The sequence below is a fragment of the Halanaerobaculum tunisiense genome, assembly GCF_054657635.1.
In genome coordinates this window covers 1-12435 of record NZ_BAAHYI010000017.1, presented here as the reverse complement: position 1 = coordinate 12435, position 12435 = coordinate 1, and the positions used below count along the sequence as shown (strand labels likewise).

At 35.6% G+C, this 12435-nt stretch carries 19 protein-coding genes; 17 read left to right on the top strand and 2 right to left on the bottom strand.

Annotation, left to right across the window (positions count from 1 at the left end):
* The 4 genes from ACYQ3D_RS12030 to ACYQ3D_RS12015 all read left to right on the top strand — a co-directional run bounded on the left by ACYQ3D_RS12030 (position 1) and on the right by ACYQ3D_RS12015 (position 3509).
* Complete coding sequence (locus ACYQ3D_RS12030) at positions 1-702, top strand: hypothetical protein (RefSeq protein ID WP_459838622.1); 702 nt, start codon at positions 1-3, stop codon at positions 700-702.
* An 18-nt stretch (positions 703-720) separates the two neighbouring features.
* Entirely contained in the window at positions 721-1374 is a 654-nt protein-coding gene (gene spoIIM, locus ACYQ3D_RS12025; RefSeq protein ID WP_459838621.1) for a stage II sporulation protein M, read from the top strand.
* Between the two features lie 75 nt (positions 1375-1449).
* Positions 1450-2634 carry a phosphopentomutase gene (locus ACYQ3D_RS12020; RefSeq protein ID WP_459838620.1) on the top strand — a complete coding sequence of 395 codons (1185 nt, stop codon included), beginning with the start codon at positions 1450-1452 and terminating at the stop codon, positions 2632-2634.
* A gap of 50 nt (positions 2635-2684) precedes the next feature.
* On the top strand, positions 2685-3509 hold the full coding sequence (locus ACYQ3D_RS12015; RefSeq protein ID WP_459838618.1) for a purine-nucleoside phosphorylase: 825 nt from the start codon (positions 2685-2687) through the stop codon (positions 3507-3509).
* Between the two features lie 33 nt (positions 3510-3542).
* Here the strand turns inward: ACYQ3D_RS12015 and ACYQ3D_RS12010 are convergent, their stop codons facing one another.
* Positions 3543-3707: a hypothetical protein gene (locus ACYQ3D_RS12010; protein ID WP_459838617.1), complete on the bottom strand. Its 165-nt coding sequence runs from the start codon at positions 3705-3707 to the stop codon at positions 3543-3545.
* A gap of 136 nt (positions 3708-3843) precedes the next feature.
* Here ACYQ3D_RS12010 and ACYQ3D_RS12005 point away from each other — a divergent pair, with 136 nt between their 5' ends.
* The 12 genes from ACYQ3D_RS12005 to ACYQ3D_RS11950 all read left to right on the top strand — a co-directional run bounded on the left by ACYQ3D_RS12005 (position 3844) and on the right by ACYQ3D_RS11950 (position 12022).
* Positions 3844-5028 (top strand): D-alanyl-D-alanine carboxypeptidase family protein, encoded by a 1185-nt coding sequence (locus tag ACYQ3D_RS12005; RefSeq protein WP_459838616.1) that lies wholly within the window; start codon positions 3844-3846, stop codon positions 5026-5028.
* An 88-nt stretch (positions 5029-5116) separates the two neighbouring features.
* Positions 5117-5449, top strand: coding sequence for an STAS domain-containing protein (locus tag ACYQ3D_RS12000; RefSeq protein WP_459838615.1), 333 nt, complete (start codon positions 5117-5119; stop codon positions 5447-5449).
* A 13-nt stretch (positions 5450-5462) separates the two neighbouring features.
* On the top strand, positions 5463-5894 hold the full coding sequence (gene spoIIAB, locus ACYQ3D_RS11995; protein WP_459838614.1) for an anti-sigma F factor: 432 nt from the start codon (positions 5463-5465) through the stop codon (positions 5892-5894).
* Between the two features lie 9 nt (positions 5895-5903).
* Positions 5904-6668: a SigB/SigF/SigG family RNA polymerase sigma factor gene (locus ACYQ3D_RS11990; protein WP_459838613.1), complete on the top strand. Its 765-nt coding sequence runs from the start codon at positions 5904-5906 to the stop codon at positions 6666-6668.
* A gap of 103 nt (positions 6669-6771) precedes the next feature.
* Positions 6772-6930, top strand: a complete 159-nt coding sequence (locus ACYQ3D_RS11985) for a hypothetical protein (RefSeq protein ID WP_459838612.1) — start codon at positions 6772-6774, stop codon at positions 6928-6930.
* The gene (locus ACYQ3D_RS11980) at positions 6920-7558 is read left to right on the top strand and encodes a stage V sporulation protein AA (RefSeq protein WP_459838611.1); all 639 of its coding nucleotides are present in this window, start codon (positions 6920-6922) and stop codon (positions 7556-7558) included. The genes ACYQ3D_RS11985 and ACYQ3D_RS11980 overlap by 11 nt, the downstream gene beginning before the upstream one ends.
* Positions 7559-7609: 51 nt before the next feature.
* Positions 7610-8026, top strand: a complete 417-nt coding sequence (locus ACYQ3D_RS11975) for a stage V sporulation protein AB (protein ID WP_459838610.1) — start codon at positions 7610-7612, stop codon at positions 8024-8026.
* Between the two features lie 10 nt (positions 8027-8036).
* A complete protein-coding gene (locus tag ACYQ3D_RS11970; protein WP_459838609.1) occupies positions 8037-8483 on the top strand; it encodes a SpoVA/SpoVAEb family sporulation membrane protein in 447 nt (148 codons plus the stop codon).
* 35 nt (positions 8484-8518) lie between these two features.
* Positions 8519-9622 (top strand): stage V sporulation protein AD, encoded by a 1104-nt coding sequence (gene spoVAD / locus ACYQ3D_RS11965; protein WP_459838608.1) that lies wholly within the window; start codon positions 8519-8521, stop codon positions 9620-9622.
* Positions 9623-9625: 3 nt separating this feature from the next.
* Positions 9626-9979 carry a stage V sporulation protein AE gene (gene spoVAE, locus ACYQ3D_RS11960; RefSeq protein WP_459838607.1) on the top strand — a complete coding sequence of 118 codons (354 nt, stop codon included), beginning with the start codon at positions 9626-9628 and terminating at the stop codon, positions 9977-9979.
* A gap of 11 nt (positions 9980-9990) precedes the next feature.
* Positions 9991-10554: a stage V sporulation protein AE gene (locus tag ACYQ3D_RS11955; protein ID WP_459838606.1), complete on the top strand. Its 564-nt coding sequence runs from the start codon at positions 9991-9993 to the stop codon at positions 10552-10554.
* A gap of 1 nt (position 10555) precedes the next feature.
* On the top strand, positions 10556-12022 hold the full coding sequence (locus ACYQ3D_RS11950; protein WP_459838605.1) for a spore germination protein: 1467 nt from the start codon (positions 10556-10558) through the stop codon (positions 12020-12022).
* A 58-nt stretch (positions 12023-12080) separates the two neighbouring features.
* On the opposite strand, the gene ACYQ3D_RS11945 is transcribed toward ACYQ3D_RS11950, so the two are convergent.
* Positions 12081-12233 carry a ribbon-helix-helix domain-containing protein gene (locus tag ACYQ3D_RS11945; protein ID WP_459838604.1) on the bottom strand — a complete coding sequence of 51 codons (153 nt, stop codon included), beginning with the start codon at positions 12231-12233 and terminating at the stop codon, positions 12081-12083.
* A 94-nt stretch (positions 12234-12327) separates the two neighbouring features.
* Here ACYQ3D_RS11945 and ACYQ3D_RS11940 point away from each other — a divergent pair.
* The coding region (locus ACYQ3D_RS11940) for a helix-turn-helix domain-containing protein (protein WP_459838662.1) at positions 12328-12435 on the top strand (108 nt) is incomplete at its 3' end.

Sequence of the window (12435 nt, the reverse complement as noted above, 5' to 3'; positions counted from 1 at the left end):
ATGGATCAAAAAATTACTAGTAATGTAAGTACTCTAAATATTACTTCTAATGCTTCCGGGGCAGCTAGGGCAGCTAGAGAAGGTGATGTAGTAGTTATAGTTGATATTATTGATATGTCAACTAGTGCTGAAGCAGCTTTGGATGCTGGAGCACAAGATATTTTTGCAGCTAGTCCTGATCATACTCAAGTACCAGTTAAAGTTAATCCAGAGAAGATTGGTTATTTTGCAGGCAAGACAGCGCTAAAGAATAATAGTCAATTAGTAGTTATTACCGAACCTCGATTAGGAGATAGAGACCAAAGATATAATAATATCCAACAATCCCTAGCTGGGGTGAAGAGAGCTGGAGTAGAGGTAGCGGATATAATACCTAATATAGGTACTGAAGTAACAGAATTAGTTGATTTGACTGATAAAGTAGTATTATTAATCACTGCTGCTGGTGGAGTCGCCTTTGATGCTGCTTATAATTATGGAGCTCCAGCTGTAACAACAGGAACAATCGTTCGTACGTTATTTAAAAAAGGAATTACTCCGGCTCAGGATGCTGCTGCTAGAGCAATTAAATTAGCTAATAAGTACCGAACTGGAATCACTCTAGTAGCGGCTAGTTCTAATAGTTGTGAAGATTTATTAGCTGCCGAAAAGATAGGTCAGTTGATTATAGATAGTGGGTTTCTAGAGGAAGAGATTAATTAGTTTTTTAGGAGGAGGAAGATGATTAATTATAGATATTCTAAACGGCAGTTCAATTATTATTTGCGGAATCATCCTATTTTATTATTTATAGTCCTAGGTTGTTTTTTATTAGGTGTGCTTGCTGGTTCTATAGCTGTTAATACTCTTAGTTACCAACAAAAGAAAGAGCTAGTTAATTATTTAGAGCAGTTTGTAGTCCAGATTAATCATTTATTAAATAATCAACAAGAGTTTATAGTCCAAAAAATAATCATGTCTAATTTAAAGTTTATTATTCTGTTATGGTTATTAGGATTAACTATTGTAGGTGCTGTAATAGCTCCTTTATTAATTGTTATTAAAGGATTTATTATAGGATTTACAATCTCTTTTTTATTGAGAGAATTGTTTTTGCGAGGTTTTTTGTTGGCTGTAGTAGCTATTATTCCTCAGAATTTAATTGTTATTGGTTGTTTAATGTTAGGTTGTGTATTTTCTTTAATCTATGCGTCAATGGTGGGTAAAGGCTGGTTTTTTAATTATTCTAAATTAAAATATAATTTTGGTCATTTAGTGCTGAGATATACAATTTTAATGTTGGGGTTAGGGATTTTATTACTAGGGGCTTCAGTTATTGAAATTTATTTGACACCTAATTTAGTTAACTTAGTAGCTGATTATTTAGTTAACTAGCAGGAATTTTTGTTTGAGCCCAGAATAATTAATAGTGTAATCGTCTGATGTCTAACAAGTATAAGGAGGGAGAATATGGGTCTAATTAACAGAGCAACTGTAATTGTACTGGATAGTGTAGGAATTGGAGCATTGCCTGATGCTGATCAATTTGGTGACGAAGGAGTAGCTACTTTACCTCATATAGCAGCTGAAGTTGATAGCTTAGAACTACCTAATTTAGAAGAGTTAGGATTAGGTAAGATTATTCAACTAGACGGAATTGGAAATGTGAGTAATCCCCAAGCAGCCTTAGGACGGATGGCAGAAAAATCTAATGGAAAAGATACCACAACTGGCCATTGGGAGTTAGCAGGGTTGATTTCGCAAGAGCCATTTCCAACTTATCCTGAAGGCTTTCCAGCTGAAGTAATGGATCAGTTCCACGAAGCAATTGGTCGCCAGAGTTTAGGTAATAGACCAGCTTCAGGAACAGTAATCATTGAAGAGTTAGGGGCAGAACATTTAGAAACTGGTAAGCCAATAGTGTATACTTCTGCTGATAGTGTATTTCAAATAGCAGCTCATGAGGAAGTTATTCCTGTAGAAGAATTATATGAAATCTGTCAGAAAGCAAGAGAGATATTAACTGGGAAACATGCTGTAGCCCGGGTAATTGCTCGTCCTTTTGTCGGTGAGCTTGGTGACTTCACTCGGACTGCTAATCGGAAAGATTTTTCTTTGACTCCACCTGAAGATACAGTTCTAGATCATCTAAAAGAAGCAGGACAAGAAGTGATGGCAGTAGGAAAGATTGAAAATATCTTTGCTGGGCAAGGGATCACTTCAGCTGTGCATACAGCTGATAATATGGATGGTGTAGATAAGACAATAGATTATTTACGACAGGATAACTCAGGTTTGATCTTTGCTAATTTAGTTGATTTTGATCAAAAGTATGGTCATCGTAGAGATCCAGCTGGATATGCTCAGGCTTTAGAGAAATTTGATCGCCGGTTACCAGAGATTATAGAAGAATTAAATGATGATGATCTCTTGATTATTACTGCTGATCATGGTTGTGACCCTACTTATCAAGGGACAGACCATACTAGAGAGTATGTTCCATTGCTTGTCTACGGGACTAATATTTCACCAGGAGTGGAATTAGGAACTAGAGATACTTTTAGTGATCTAGCAGCAACCATTGCTGATATCTTTGATATAAAAGGAACAGGTAATGGAATTAGCTTTAAAGATCAGATAATAAAGAGTAAATAATATAAATGAATTAAAAATTGAATACTTTTAATATTGTTGGGAGGGTAATTATGTCAAAAAGTTTAACTGAAAAATTACAGGAAAGTACAGATTATATTCAAGGTAAAGTAGATTTTAAACCAGAAGTAGCTTTGATTTTAGGTTCTGGGTTAGGAGTCTTAGCTGAAGAAATTACTAATAAGGTAGAGATTTCTTATGATGAGATTCCTAATTTTCCAGTTTCTACAGTAGAAGGACATGCTGGACAGTTAGTATTAGGTAATCTAAAAGATACTAAAGTAGTAGCAATGCAAGGTAGGTTTCACTATTATGAAGGTTATGATATGTCAGTAGTTGGATTTCCAGTTCAGGTAATGAGTTTGCTTGGGCCAGATAAACTATTGGTTACTAATTCAGCTGGTGGAGCAAATAGAAACTTCAATGTAGGAGATTTAATGTTAATTAATGATCATATTAACTTTATGGGGAGTAACCCGTTAATTGGTCCAAATGAATCTGAATTAGGACCTAGATTTCCAGATATGTCCCAAGCTTATGACGAAGAATTAATTGAACTAGCAGAAGATGTAGCAGCTGAACAAGGATTAGGACTAAGAAAAGGAGTTTATGTTGGCATGTCAGGGCCAAGTTATGAAACTCCAGCTGAAATAAGAATGATCAATACTTTAGGTGGTGATGCAGTAGGAATGTCTACAGTTCCAGAGGTTATTACTGCTAACCACTTAGGAATGCGAGTATTAGGGATTTCTTGTATCACTAATATGGCTGCTGGAATCTTACCAGAGCCGTTATCCCATGATGAAGTAATTGAGACTACTCAACAGGTAAAACCTAAATTTATAAATTTAGTTAAGGGGATAATAGCTAATATATAGACAAGAGAGGGGGGGCCCTCTCTTTTGTTATTTCTAGTTATTTTGGAGCGAAGCATTAACTTTTAATTTATCTCTATCTGTAGAAATATCTGTATCATCGCCAATAGCAATTAAAGGAGGGATAATATCAGACTGATATCCAATATTAGAGATATTAGTAGTAGCTTCTAAAATAGGATTAATATACTTATTTTTCATAAATTATTCCTTCTTTTTTCACTACTTCAGTAAATAAGCTAATTTTCCTTGTCCAAGAAGTGATTAAGATTTAGTTTTTAATCATACTCTATTAGTAGATCTAATAGATATTAGTTAGAAGCTGAGGTGAATTAAAATGAAGAAATATTCTATTTTTATATTTCTAGGCTTATTTGTGGTAGCTTTAGTTTCTGTGTCAGCTCCAGTTGCAGCAGTTGAAAAGCCTGATTTTGATCTGGAATCTAAATCAGCTGTTTTAATGGATGCTCAAACAGGAGAGGTGTTATATAGTAAAGATTCTCACCAAAAGTTGCGTCCAGCTAGTATTACCAAGATAATGACTATGTTATTAACTATGGAGTCCTTAGAGGAAGGGAGAGTTAAATTAACAGATAAGGTAACTACTAGTGAACATGCTGCTCAGATGGGGGGCTCACAGATTTGGTTAGAACCAGGAGAAGAAATGACAGTCCAGGAAATGATCAAAGCAGTAGCTATAGTTTCAGCTAATGATGCTTGTGTAGCTTTAGCTGAGTATTTATATGGTACAGAAGAGGATTTTGTAGCAGCAATGAATGATAAGGCCCAAGAATTAGGGATGGAAAAGAGTTATTTTTATAATACTAATGGATTACCCACTAATGATTCAGAAACTGAAGGGAATTATACTACTGCTCATGATGTAGCTTTAATGTCTCAGGCATTAATTGAACATTCGCAAGTTTTGGAGTATACTTCAATCTGGACTGATCATTTAAGAGAGGGAGACTCTTTCTTACGCAATACAAATGACTTAGTTAGATTTTATGATGGTGCTGATGGTTTAAAAACAGGTTACACAACAGAGGCGGGATTTTGTCTATCAGCTACAGCCCAAAGGAAAGGAATGCGGTTTATTGCTGTAGTTATGAAGGCTCCTAATTCTAAAGTTAGATTTGCTGAAGCTAAGAAGTTATTATCTTATGCTTTTAATATTCATCGTTCAATATCAGTCGTTCAATCTGGAGAAGATATTGGAGAAGTCCGAGTGTTTAAAGGGCAACAAAAACAGGTAACAGCTACAGCAAAAGAAGATTTAAATGTTGTAGTTACTAAAGGGGAAGAAGATAATATTACCCAACAAACTAAGTTGGATAAGGAGGTAGTAGCTCCAATTAAGTCAGGAGCTAAAGTAGGAGAAATAGTAGTTACTAAAGAAGAACAAGTATTAGGTAGAGTTGATTTAGTAGCTAAGAAGGAAGTAAAAAAGGCAAATCTGATTAAGATAATTATACAATTATTCCAGAAGTTTATCAGTAAACTAGTAAATAGTTTTGCTTAGGTACCCTCTATTGGGTATCTTTTTTATTGAATATGCAGGAAAATAGTTACTAGCATTGAAAATATAGTTTATAGAAAGGAGTGAGAAAATGGAGATAACAGTTAAAGAACTAGAGGATAGCTTGGTAGTAGAGTTAGCAGGAGAATTTGATCTACATACAGCAGATGATTTTAGTGAAGAAATAGAGACTAGAATCAAGCAAGGATATAATAAAATCATCCTTGATTTAGCAAAAGTTGAGTTCATTGATAGTTCTGGTATAGGAGCTATTATAAGTAAGTATAAAGATCTTACTAACCAAGGAGGCGTTTTAACTGCAGTTAATCTAACTCCTCAGGTAGAAAGAATCTTTGAAGTATCAGGTATTTTTCGGATAGTGGATGTGTATTCTACTAGACAAGAAGCTGTGCAAAATATTTAGAGGAGGAATTAATATGGAAAATAATGCAGAATTAACTATTGATAGTTCAACAGAAAATATTGGACTAGCTCGGGTAACAGTAGCTTCTTTTGCTTCCCAACTGGATTTTACATTATCGGAATTAGAAGAGTTAAAGGTAGCTATTTCTGAATCTGTTTCTAATTCTATCATCCATGGTTATGACCAGCAAACTGGCCAAGTTAAGATCAAGATGAGAACTTACGGGGGCCAACTAGAACTTTTTATTATAGATCAGGGCCGAGGTATAGAAGATGTTGCTACAGCTCGGCAACCTTCCTATACTACTGAAGATAGAATGGGATTAGGATTAACTTTTATTGATTCTTTTATGGATCAGTTTGAGATTGAATCGACAGTTGGTGAGGGAACTAAACTAAAGATGGTTAAAATCCCTAATCAAGCAGAACAACAACAGGTTAATTAGGACCGAAAAATGGATAAAATACCGCAAGCAATTATTGACCAGGCTGAAGTTCTTTCCTCTGCTGAAACTAAAAAATTATTAAGTAAGGCTAATCACGGTGATCGGCAAGCTAAAGATAAATTAGTTAAGTCCAATCTGCGACTAGTACTTAAAATAGCCCATCGCTATAAAAATAGTCAATATTCGTTAGAGGATATTTTTCAGATTGGAACAATTGGTTTGTTGAAAGCAATTGATAACTTTGATTTAACAAAAGAAGTGGAGTTTTCTACCTATGCTGTGCCTAAGATTATCGGGGAAATTAAAATGTTTTTGCGTGATGATCATCCTGTCAAGGTTAGTCGTAGCCGCAAAGAGCAGGCCCAAAAAATTATTAAACTTAAAGAGAAATTGACTAAAGATTTAAATAGAGAACCAACTATTCAAGAGTTAAGTGCAGAGGTTGATTTAAGCTGTGAAGAGATTGTAACTGCTTTAGAAGCAGTCCAGAATCCTACTTCCCTCTATAGTTCTACCCAGCAAACAACAGAGAAAGACTTAGAGTTAATCGATCAATTAGGAGCTACAGAAAGTAAGTATGTTAGTTCTTTAAATAGAATCTGTTTACAACAAGTGTTAACAGAATTAGATTCTAGAGAGGAAAAAATCTTTAAGTTACGTTTTGGGGCTGATAAATCTCAAGCTGAAGTAGCTGATATAATCGGGGTTTCTCAGGCTCATATTTCTCGATTAGAAAAGAAAATACTTAAATTTATCAAACAGAAATTAGAGTAAAGCGCAGGTGTTTTTCACCTGTGCTTTTTTGTATTAAATCTATTCTTCTTACACATAATAACTGTAGAATCAAGTTAGATACAGATAGAAAAGAGGTGAAGGGATGTCCTCGAAAAATTTTCTGCTTTTAGTGGTCATAATTTTATTATGCGGTTTAGGATTCTGGTTAGGTGGTGATCTATTTGAGGATCCGGTTTCGTCGCGGGCTAAAAAGGTTAATTCTTATCAGTTAGAAATAAGATGTGATAGTAGTGGCTACTAACAAGACTGACTTACATCTCAAGATCAAACGACAGATTCAAGCTCAGCCAGGACAGATGTTATTACTAGAGGATCTAGGTGAAGTTGTAGCTGCTGATAGTTTACAGCAGCAAGTAGAGAAGATAGAGATTAAAAAGATAGATAAACAAGCTGGCCAATCAGTGATCATTACAGCTTTAGAAGTTATTAAGGCTATTAAAAGAGAATTTCCTGCTGCTAAAGTAAATCACTTAGGAGAAGCAGACATAATTGTAGCTGTGACAGAAGATGTAGAGAGTGAAAGTCGGACTACTCAATCTCAATTATATGTTGGATTAGTTGGTATTTTGCTCTTTTTAGGTTCTGCAATGGCGATTATGAACTTTCATGCTGATGTTAATATGAGTCAAGTCCACAGCAAAATTTATCAGTTGGTAATGAATCAAGAGTCAGATAATCTTTTGTTACTCCAAATCCCTTATTCGCTGGGTATTGCCTGTGGGATGTTGCTTTTCTTTAATGGGGTATTTGGATATAAAATTGATGATGATCCTAGCCCTTTAGAAGTGGAATTATACTTATATAAAGATAAAATCGATCGTTTTTCCCTACACGAGCAGGCTCAGCAAGCTAAGCAGAATAGAGAGTAGACTATGTTTTAAAAGCTGGTTGTAGGTTAGGTGATTTAGTTGAGGAGTTTAGTGTTAATTTTAATTGGTTTAGGAGAGGGGGTAGTAGTAGGAACAGCTCTGATAGCTTTCTTACTAGTATTAGATGTAGTTCCGCGGTTAATTCGGTTTAGTAAAGCAAATTATCGCCAGGTTAAAATATATCAATTTTTGCTCTTAGTTGGGCCTTTGCTAGCTACTTATTTACAGTTTTATGAGTGGAAAGTACCGCAGATATATCCTTTAAATCAGTTGTTAGTAATTTGTTTGGGGTTTATATTTGGTAGTTTTATTGGTCTGCTAGCAGGGGCATTAACCGAAGTTTTAAAAGTATTACCTATTTTAAGTAGAAGATTAGGATTAGAAAATAAGACTGATTCTTTATTATTGATTATTATTGTAGGAAAAGCAATTGGTTCTTTAGTCTACTGGGGTTTACTAGAATTATAGGAGGGATTTGATGAGCCAAATAGATAAGACACCAGATGAATACCAAAGATTGATTAATAAACATCATCCTGCTAATTCTAAACTTAAAAATTTTATTATGGCTTATATAGTAGGAGGCAGTATCTGTTTAGGAGGCCAAGGAATTATTAATTTGCTAGAAAACAGTGGGTTTGTTACAGAAGAAGCCAGTACCTTAACCGCTATTATTTTGATTACAATTGGTGGTGTATTGACAGGGCTTGGAGTTTATGATGAACTAGCCCAGTTTGCTGGAGCAGGAACTATTGTACCAATCACTGGATTTTCTAATGCTATTGTTGCACCAGCTATGGAGAATAGACAGGAAGGATATGTTTTAGGATTAGGATCTAATATCTACTCAATTGCTGGTCCAGTATTAACTTATGGGATGTTAACTGCTATGTTAATGGGGATCTTTAAGATATTACTAGAGTAATTAGGGGTCGTTAGAATCTAAGGAGGGATTTTTGATTGCAACAACAAGGCAAACAGAGTATAAAATATGATAATGCACCACAGGTTATTGCAGCTGATTCAATAGTAGGTAGTAAGGAAAATCAAGGACCTTTAGGAGAGTACTTTGAACAGGTAATTCCTGATGGTTATGATGGACAAGATACTTGGGAACAAGCTCAGATTAAAATGACTAATGATGTCTTAAATAATGTACTCCAGAAAGCAAAGTTAGCTAAACCTGATATTGATTATCTGCTAGCAGGTGATTTATTGGATCAAACAGTAGCCTCTAACTTTGGGGCTCGTAATTTTCCGGCTCCTTTTTTGGGACTGTTTGGTGCTTGTTCTACAATGATTGAAGCTCTAGCAGTAGGTGGGATGATGATTGATGGTGGAGCAGCCAATAAAGTATTAAGTTATACTTCTAGTCATTATCAAGCTACTGAAAGACAGTTTAGAACTCCTAATGAGTATGGTGATAAGTATCCTCCTTATAAGCAACGAACAGTTACTGGTGCAGGAGCAGTCATCCTTAGTGATAAAGCAGGAGGAGCTCAAGTAGGAGGCGCTACTCTAGGTAAGGTAGTTGATTTAGGAGTGGGAGATCCTAAAGATATGGGAGCAGCTATGGCACCTGCTGCTGCTGATACTATACTACAGCACTTAGAGGATTTTAATCGCAGTCCTAGTGATTATGACCTGATTGTGAGTGGTGATTTAGGCAGAGTTGGTAAATCACTAACTGTAGAGTTATTGCAGGAGAAAGGATGTCAAGTGGCAGATAATTATGATGATTGTGGGGCAATGATTTATAATTCGCAACAAAAAGTAGGTGCCGGAGGTAGTGGTTGTGGCTGTTCGGCAGTGGTAGTTAGTTCCTATTTCTTGCCGCAGTTAATGTATGATAATTTAGATCGAATTTTAGTAGTAGGAACAGGTGCTTTGTTGAATTCACTGACTCCTTTACAGGGAGAAACTATTCCTTGTATAGCTCATGCGGTAACTTTAGAAGGAACAGGCAATATTGTGCAAGGGATTGGCCGGAAACAAGTTAAAGAAAAATTATCCACTAAGATAGAACCTGTGAATATAGAGGACTTATCAGGAAATGAGGGGTAGATAATGTCATCTTATCTAACAGCTTTTTTAGTAGGAGGTTTGATTTGTGGTTTAGGACAGTTGTTTTTAGATTATACTAATTATACTCCAGCCCATTTATTAGTTGTATTAGTTGTTACTGGATCTATTTTAATGGGAGTAGGATTGGCAGAACCATTAATTGATTTTGCTGGAGCAGGGGTTACTGTCCCAGTAATGAACTTTGGATTTATTCTAACTAAAGGAGTCTTAATGGAGGTAGGAAGAAATGGGTTTTTAGGTTTATTTACTGGTGTTCTAGAAGTAGGAAGTGCTGGAGTCAGTGCTGCTATAGTAATTGGATTTTTAATGGCTGCTATTTTTAGACCAAAAGAGTAAGGAGGGACTTAATGGGCAAGACAAGGATTATCATAGTTACTGATGGGGATCAAACCGCCCAGGAAGTTATTGAATTAGCTAGTCAGAAACTTGACTTACGAGTAATTTCTAGATCAGCAGGCAACCCTACTCCTTTATCAGGAACCGAATTGCTAGCAGAAATCGATAAATGTCCTACTGATCCTGTAGTAGTGATGTTTGATGATAATGGTTCTGTAGAAGATGGAGTGGGGGAACAAGCTATCAGAGTGGTTGCAGCTAGCCAAGATACTATAGTATTAGGTGTATTAGCAGTAGCCTCTCATACTAAAGAAGTGCTAGGGGTTAAACCAGATTTCTCAATTACTAAGGAAGGAGAGATTACTAATCTTCCTGTTACTAAGGAAGGGATTGCTGAACCGGCAGAACATAACTTTTTAGAAGGGGATACTGTAGATGTGATTAATGAATTAGCAGATCCAGTAGTAGTAGGAATTGGTGATTTAGGCAAGATGCAAGGTCAAGATGATTTTCAATTAGGAGCTCCTATTACGTTTAAAGCCTTGCAGGAGATACTAAAAAGGAGTGGGAACTAGGATGAAGAATAAGACAGAGGTTAGTAAAGAACTGAGTGAAAACTTACAGATTATTAAGGATCAGGTAGATGGGCCAAAGACTTTTGATTTTGTTAATCGTGATTTTAAAATTGCTGGTAGAGATGCCACAATAGTCTTTATTGATGGTTTCCAAAAGAGTTCTTTAATGAATCGATTAGTAGAGTACTTAATGGATGCTAGCAGAGAAGATTTAAGTGTTGATGTAGTCCAAAAGATAATAGAAACTAGATTACCTGTTTTAGAGGTAGCTACTGCTGATACAATAGAAGGTGTGATGGATGAAGTATTAGCTGGCCCGCAAGCTTTATTTATTGATGGTATAGATCAAGCAATTATTATTGATGCTCGAACTTGGATGTCGCGGGGGTTAGAAGAACCAGAATTAGAAAAATCGACGCGAGGCCCAGAAGATGGTTTTGTAGAGACTATGCTGTTTAACGTCCAGCGGATTAGAAGAAGACTCCGTGATCCTAAATTCCGAATAGAAGCTTTTAAGGTAGGCCAGAGAAGTAAGACAGATATTGGGGTAGCCTATATTGAAGATATTGTTGATAATGATCTAGTAGAACAGGTAAGAGATGAACTAAAGAGTATAGATGTTGATGCATTACCTATGGCAGATAGAAGTATTCAGGACTTTTTGACTAATAATCGGTGGAATCCATTACCTAAAGTACGACATACTAATCGACCTGATATAGCTACTGCTCATCTATTAGAGGGTAGAGTCTGTGTCATAGTAGATGGTTCGCCAACTGTATTATTATTACCTGCTACTTTCTTTGATCAGACGCAAGCTATAGAGGATTATCGCCATTCTTCTCTATCAGGGAGTTATTTAAAGTTGATTAGATTTGTAAGTGTTTTTCTATCGCTAATCTTACCTCCTTTATGGTTAGTCTTTGCTTATCAACCAGAATGGTTGCCCCAGAGTTTAGATTTTATCGGGATTCAAGATCCAGGCCAAGTGCCAATTGGGATGCAGTTTCTCTTAGCTAGTTTAGGTATAGACTTAATCCAAATTGCTTCTATTCAGGTACCTAGTTCTTTAGCAACTTCTTTAGGTTTGATTGGTGCTCTAATGTTAGGTGAATTCTCGGTTAAAGTAGGTTTGTTTAGTTCCGAGACCATCCTCTATATGGCGATTGGAGCAATTGGTAACTTTGCTTTGCCGGGATTTGAATTGGCTATGAGTTTTAAAGTTTTTCGCTTCTTTTTACTTCTATTGGCTATTTATTTCCGGTTGCCAGGTTTACTAGCAGGATTAACTTTGGTGCTTCTGTTATTATCCTTTACTAAATCATTTGGAGTACCTTATTTATGGCCCTTAATTCCTTTTAACTGGAGAGCTCTAAAGACTTATATCCTTCGACAACCTATATTGAGTTTGGATAATAGAAGACCGGAGTATAGTGATACAAGTGATCAGACTAGATCAGAAGAATAAGAGGTGATAGAAGTTAAGTCCACTCGTTGCCCTATGGTAAGAGTGGACGGTTTTGACCTTATTTTTTATGTTTTTCAAGTAAATCTTCAATAGCCTCATCAAACAATTTTGATTTAGGGATTCTAGTTTCTTTAGATAATTTGTCCAACTTTTTTAATAATTCTTTATCTAATGTGGTAGTAACTCTTTTTCTAGTAGTCAAATCAGACATAAATAACACCTCCTAAATTAATTATAGCACTTAAATATTAATATTGCAACTTATTTAAGTTCATACTATAGTATTAAGTAGAGGAGGTGAAAAAATGACAGTTAGAGAAAAAGCCTATAAATTTAGATTATGCCCCAATAAGGAACAAAGGATATTAATAAATAAATCAGTAGGTTGTGCTAGATATATTTATAATCATTTT

Bases quoted from the DNA above. Each gene is read 5' to 3' on its own strand.
- ACYQ3D_RS12030 (WP_459838622.1), top strand. From the start codon at position 1: ATGGATCAAAAAATTACTAGTAATGTAAGTACTCTAAATATTACTTCT.
- spoIIM (WP_459838621.1), top strand. From the start codon at position 721: ATGATTAATTATAGATATTCTAAACGGCAGTTCAATTATTATTTGCGG.
- ACYQ3D_RS12020 (WP_459838620.1), top strand. From the start codon at position 1,450: ATGGGTCTAATTAACAGAGCAACTGTAATTGTACTGGATAGTGTAGGA.
- ACYQ3D_RS12015 (WP_459838618.1), top strand. From the start codon at position 2,685: ATGTCAAAAAGTTTAACTGAAAAATTACAGGAAAGTACAGATTATATT.
- ACYQ3D_RS12010 (WP_459838617.1), bottom strand. From the start codon at position 3,707: ATGAAAAATAAGTATATTAATCCTATTTTAGAAGCTACTACTAATATC.
- ACYQ3D_RS12005 (WP_459838616.1), top strand. From the start codon at position 3,844: ATGAAGAAATATTCTATTTTTATATTTCTAGGCTTATTTGTGGTAGCT.
- ACYQ3D_RS12000 (WP_459838615.1), top strand. From the start codon at position 5,117: ATGGAGATAACAGTTAAAGAACTAGAGGATAGCTTGGTAGTAGAGTTA.
- spoIIAB (WP_459838614.1), top strand. From the start codon at position 5,463: ATGGAAAATAATGCAGAATTAACTATTGATAGTTCAACAGAAAATATT.
- ACYQ3D_RS11990 (WP_459838613.1), top strand. From the start codon at position 5,904: ATGGATAAAATACCGCAAGCAATTATTGACCAGGCTGAAGTTCTTTCC.
- ACYQ3D_RS11985 (WP_459838612.1), top strand. From the start codon at position 6,772: ATGTCCTCGAAAAATTTTCTGCTTTTAGTGGTCATAATTTTATTATGC.
- ACYQ3D_RS11970 (WP_459838609.1), top strand. From the start codon at position 8,037: ATGAGCCAAATAGATAAGACACCAGATGAATACCAAAGATTGATTAAT.
- spoVAE (WP_459838607.1), top strand. From the start codon at position 9,626: ATGTCATCTTATCTAACAGCTTTTTTAGTAGGAGGTTTGATTTGTGGT.
- ACYQ3D_RS11955 (WP_459838606.1), top strand. From the start codon at position 9,991: ATGGGCAAGACAAGGATTATCATAGTTACTGATGGGGATCAAACCGCC.
- ACYQ3D_RS11950 (WP_459838605.1), top strand. From the start codon at position 10,556: ATGAAGAATAAGACAGAGGTTAGTAAAGAACTGAGTGAAAACTTACAG.
- ACYQ3D_RS11945 (WP_459838604.1), bottom strand. From the start codon at position 12,233: ATGTCTGATTTGACTACTAGAAAAAGAGTTACTACCACATTAGATAAA.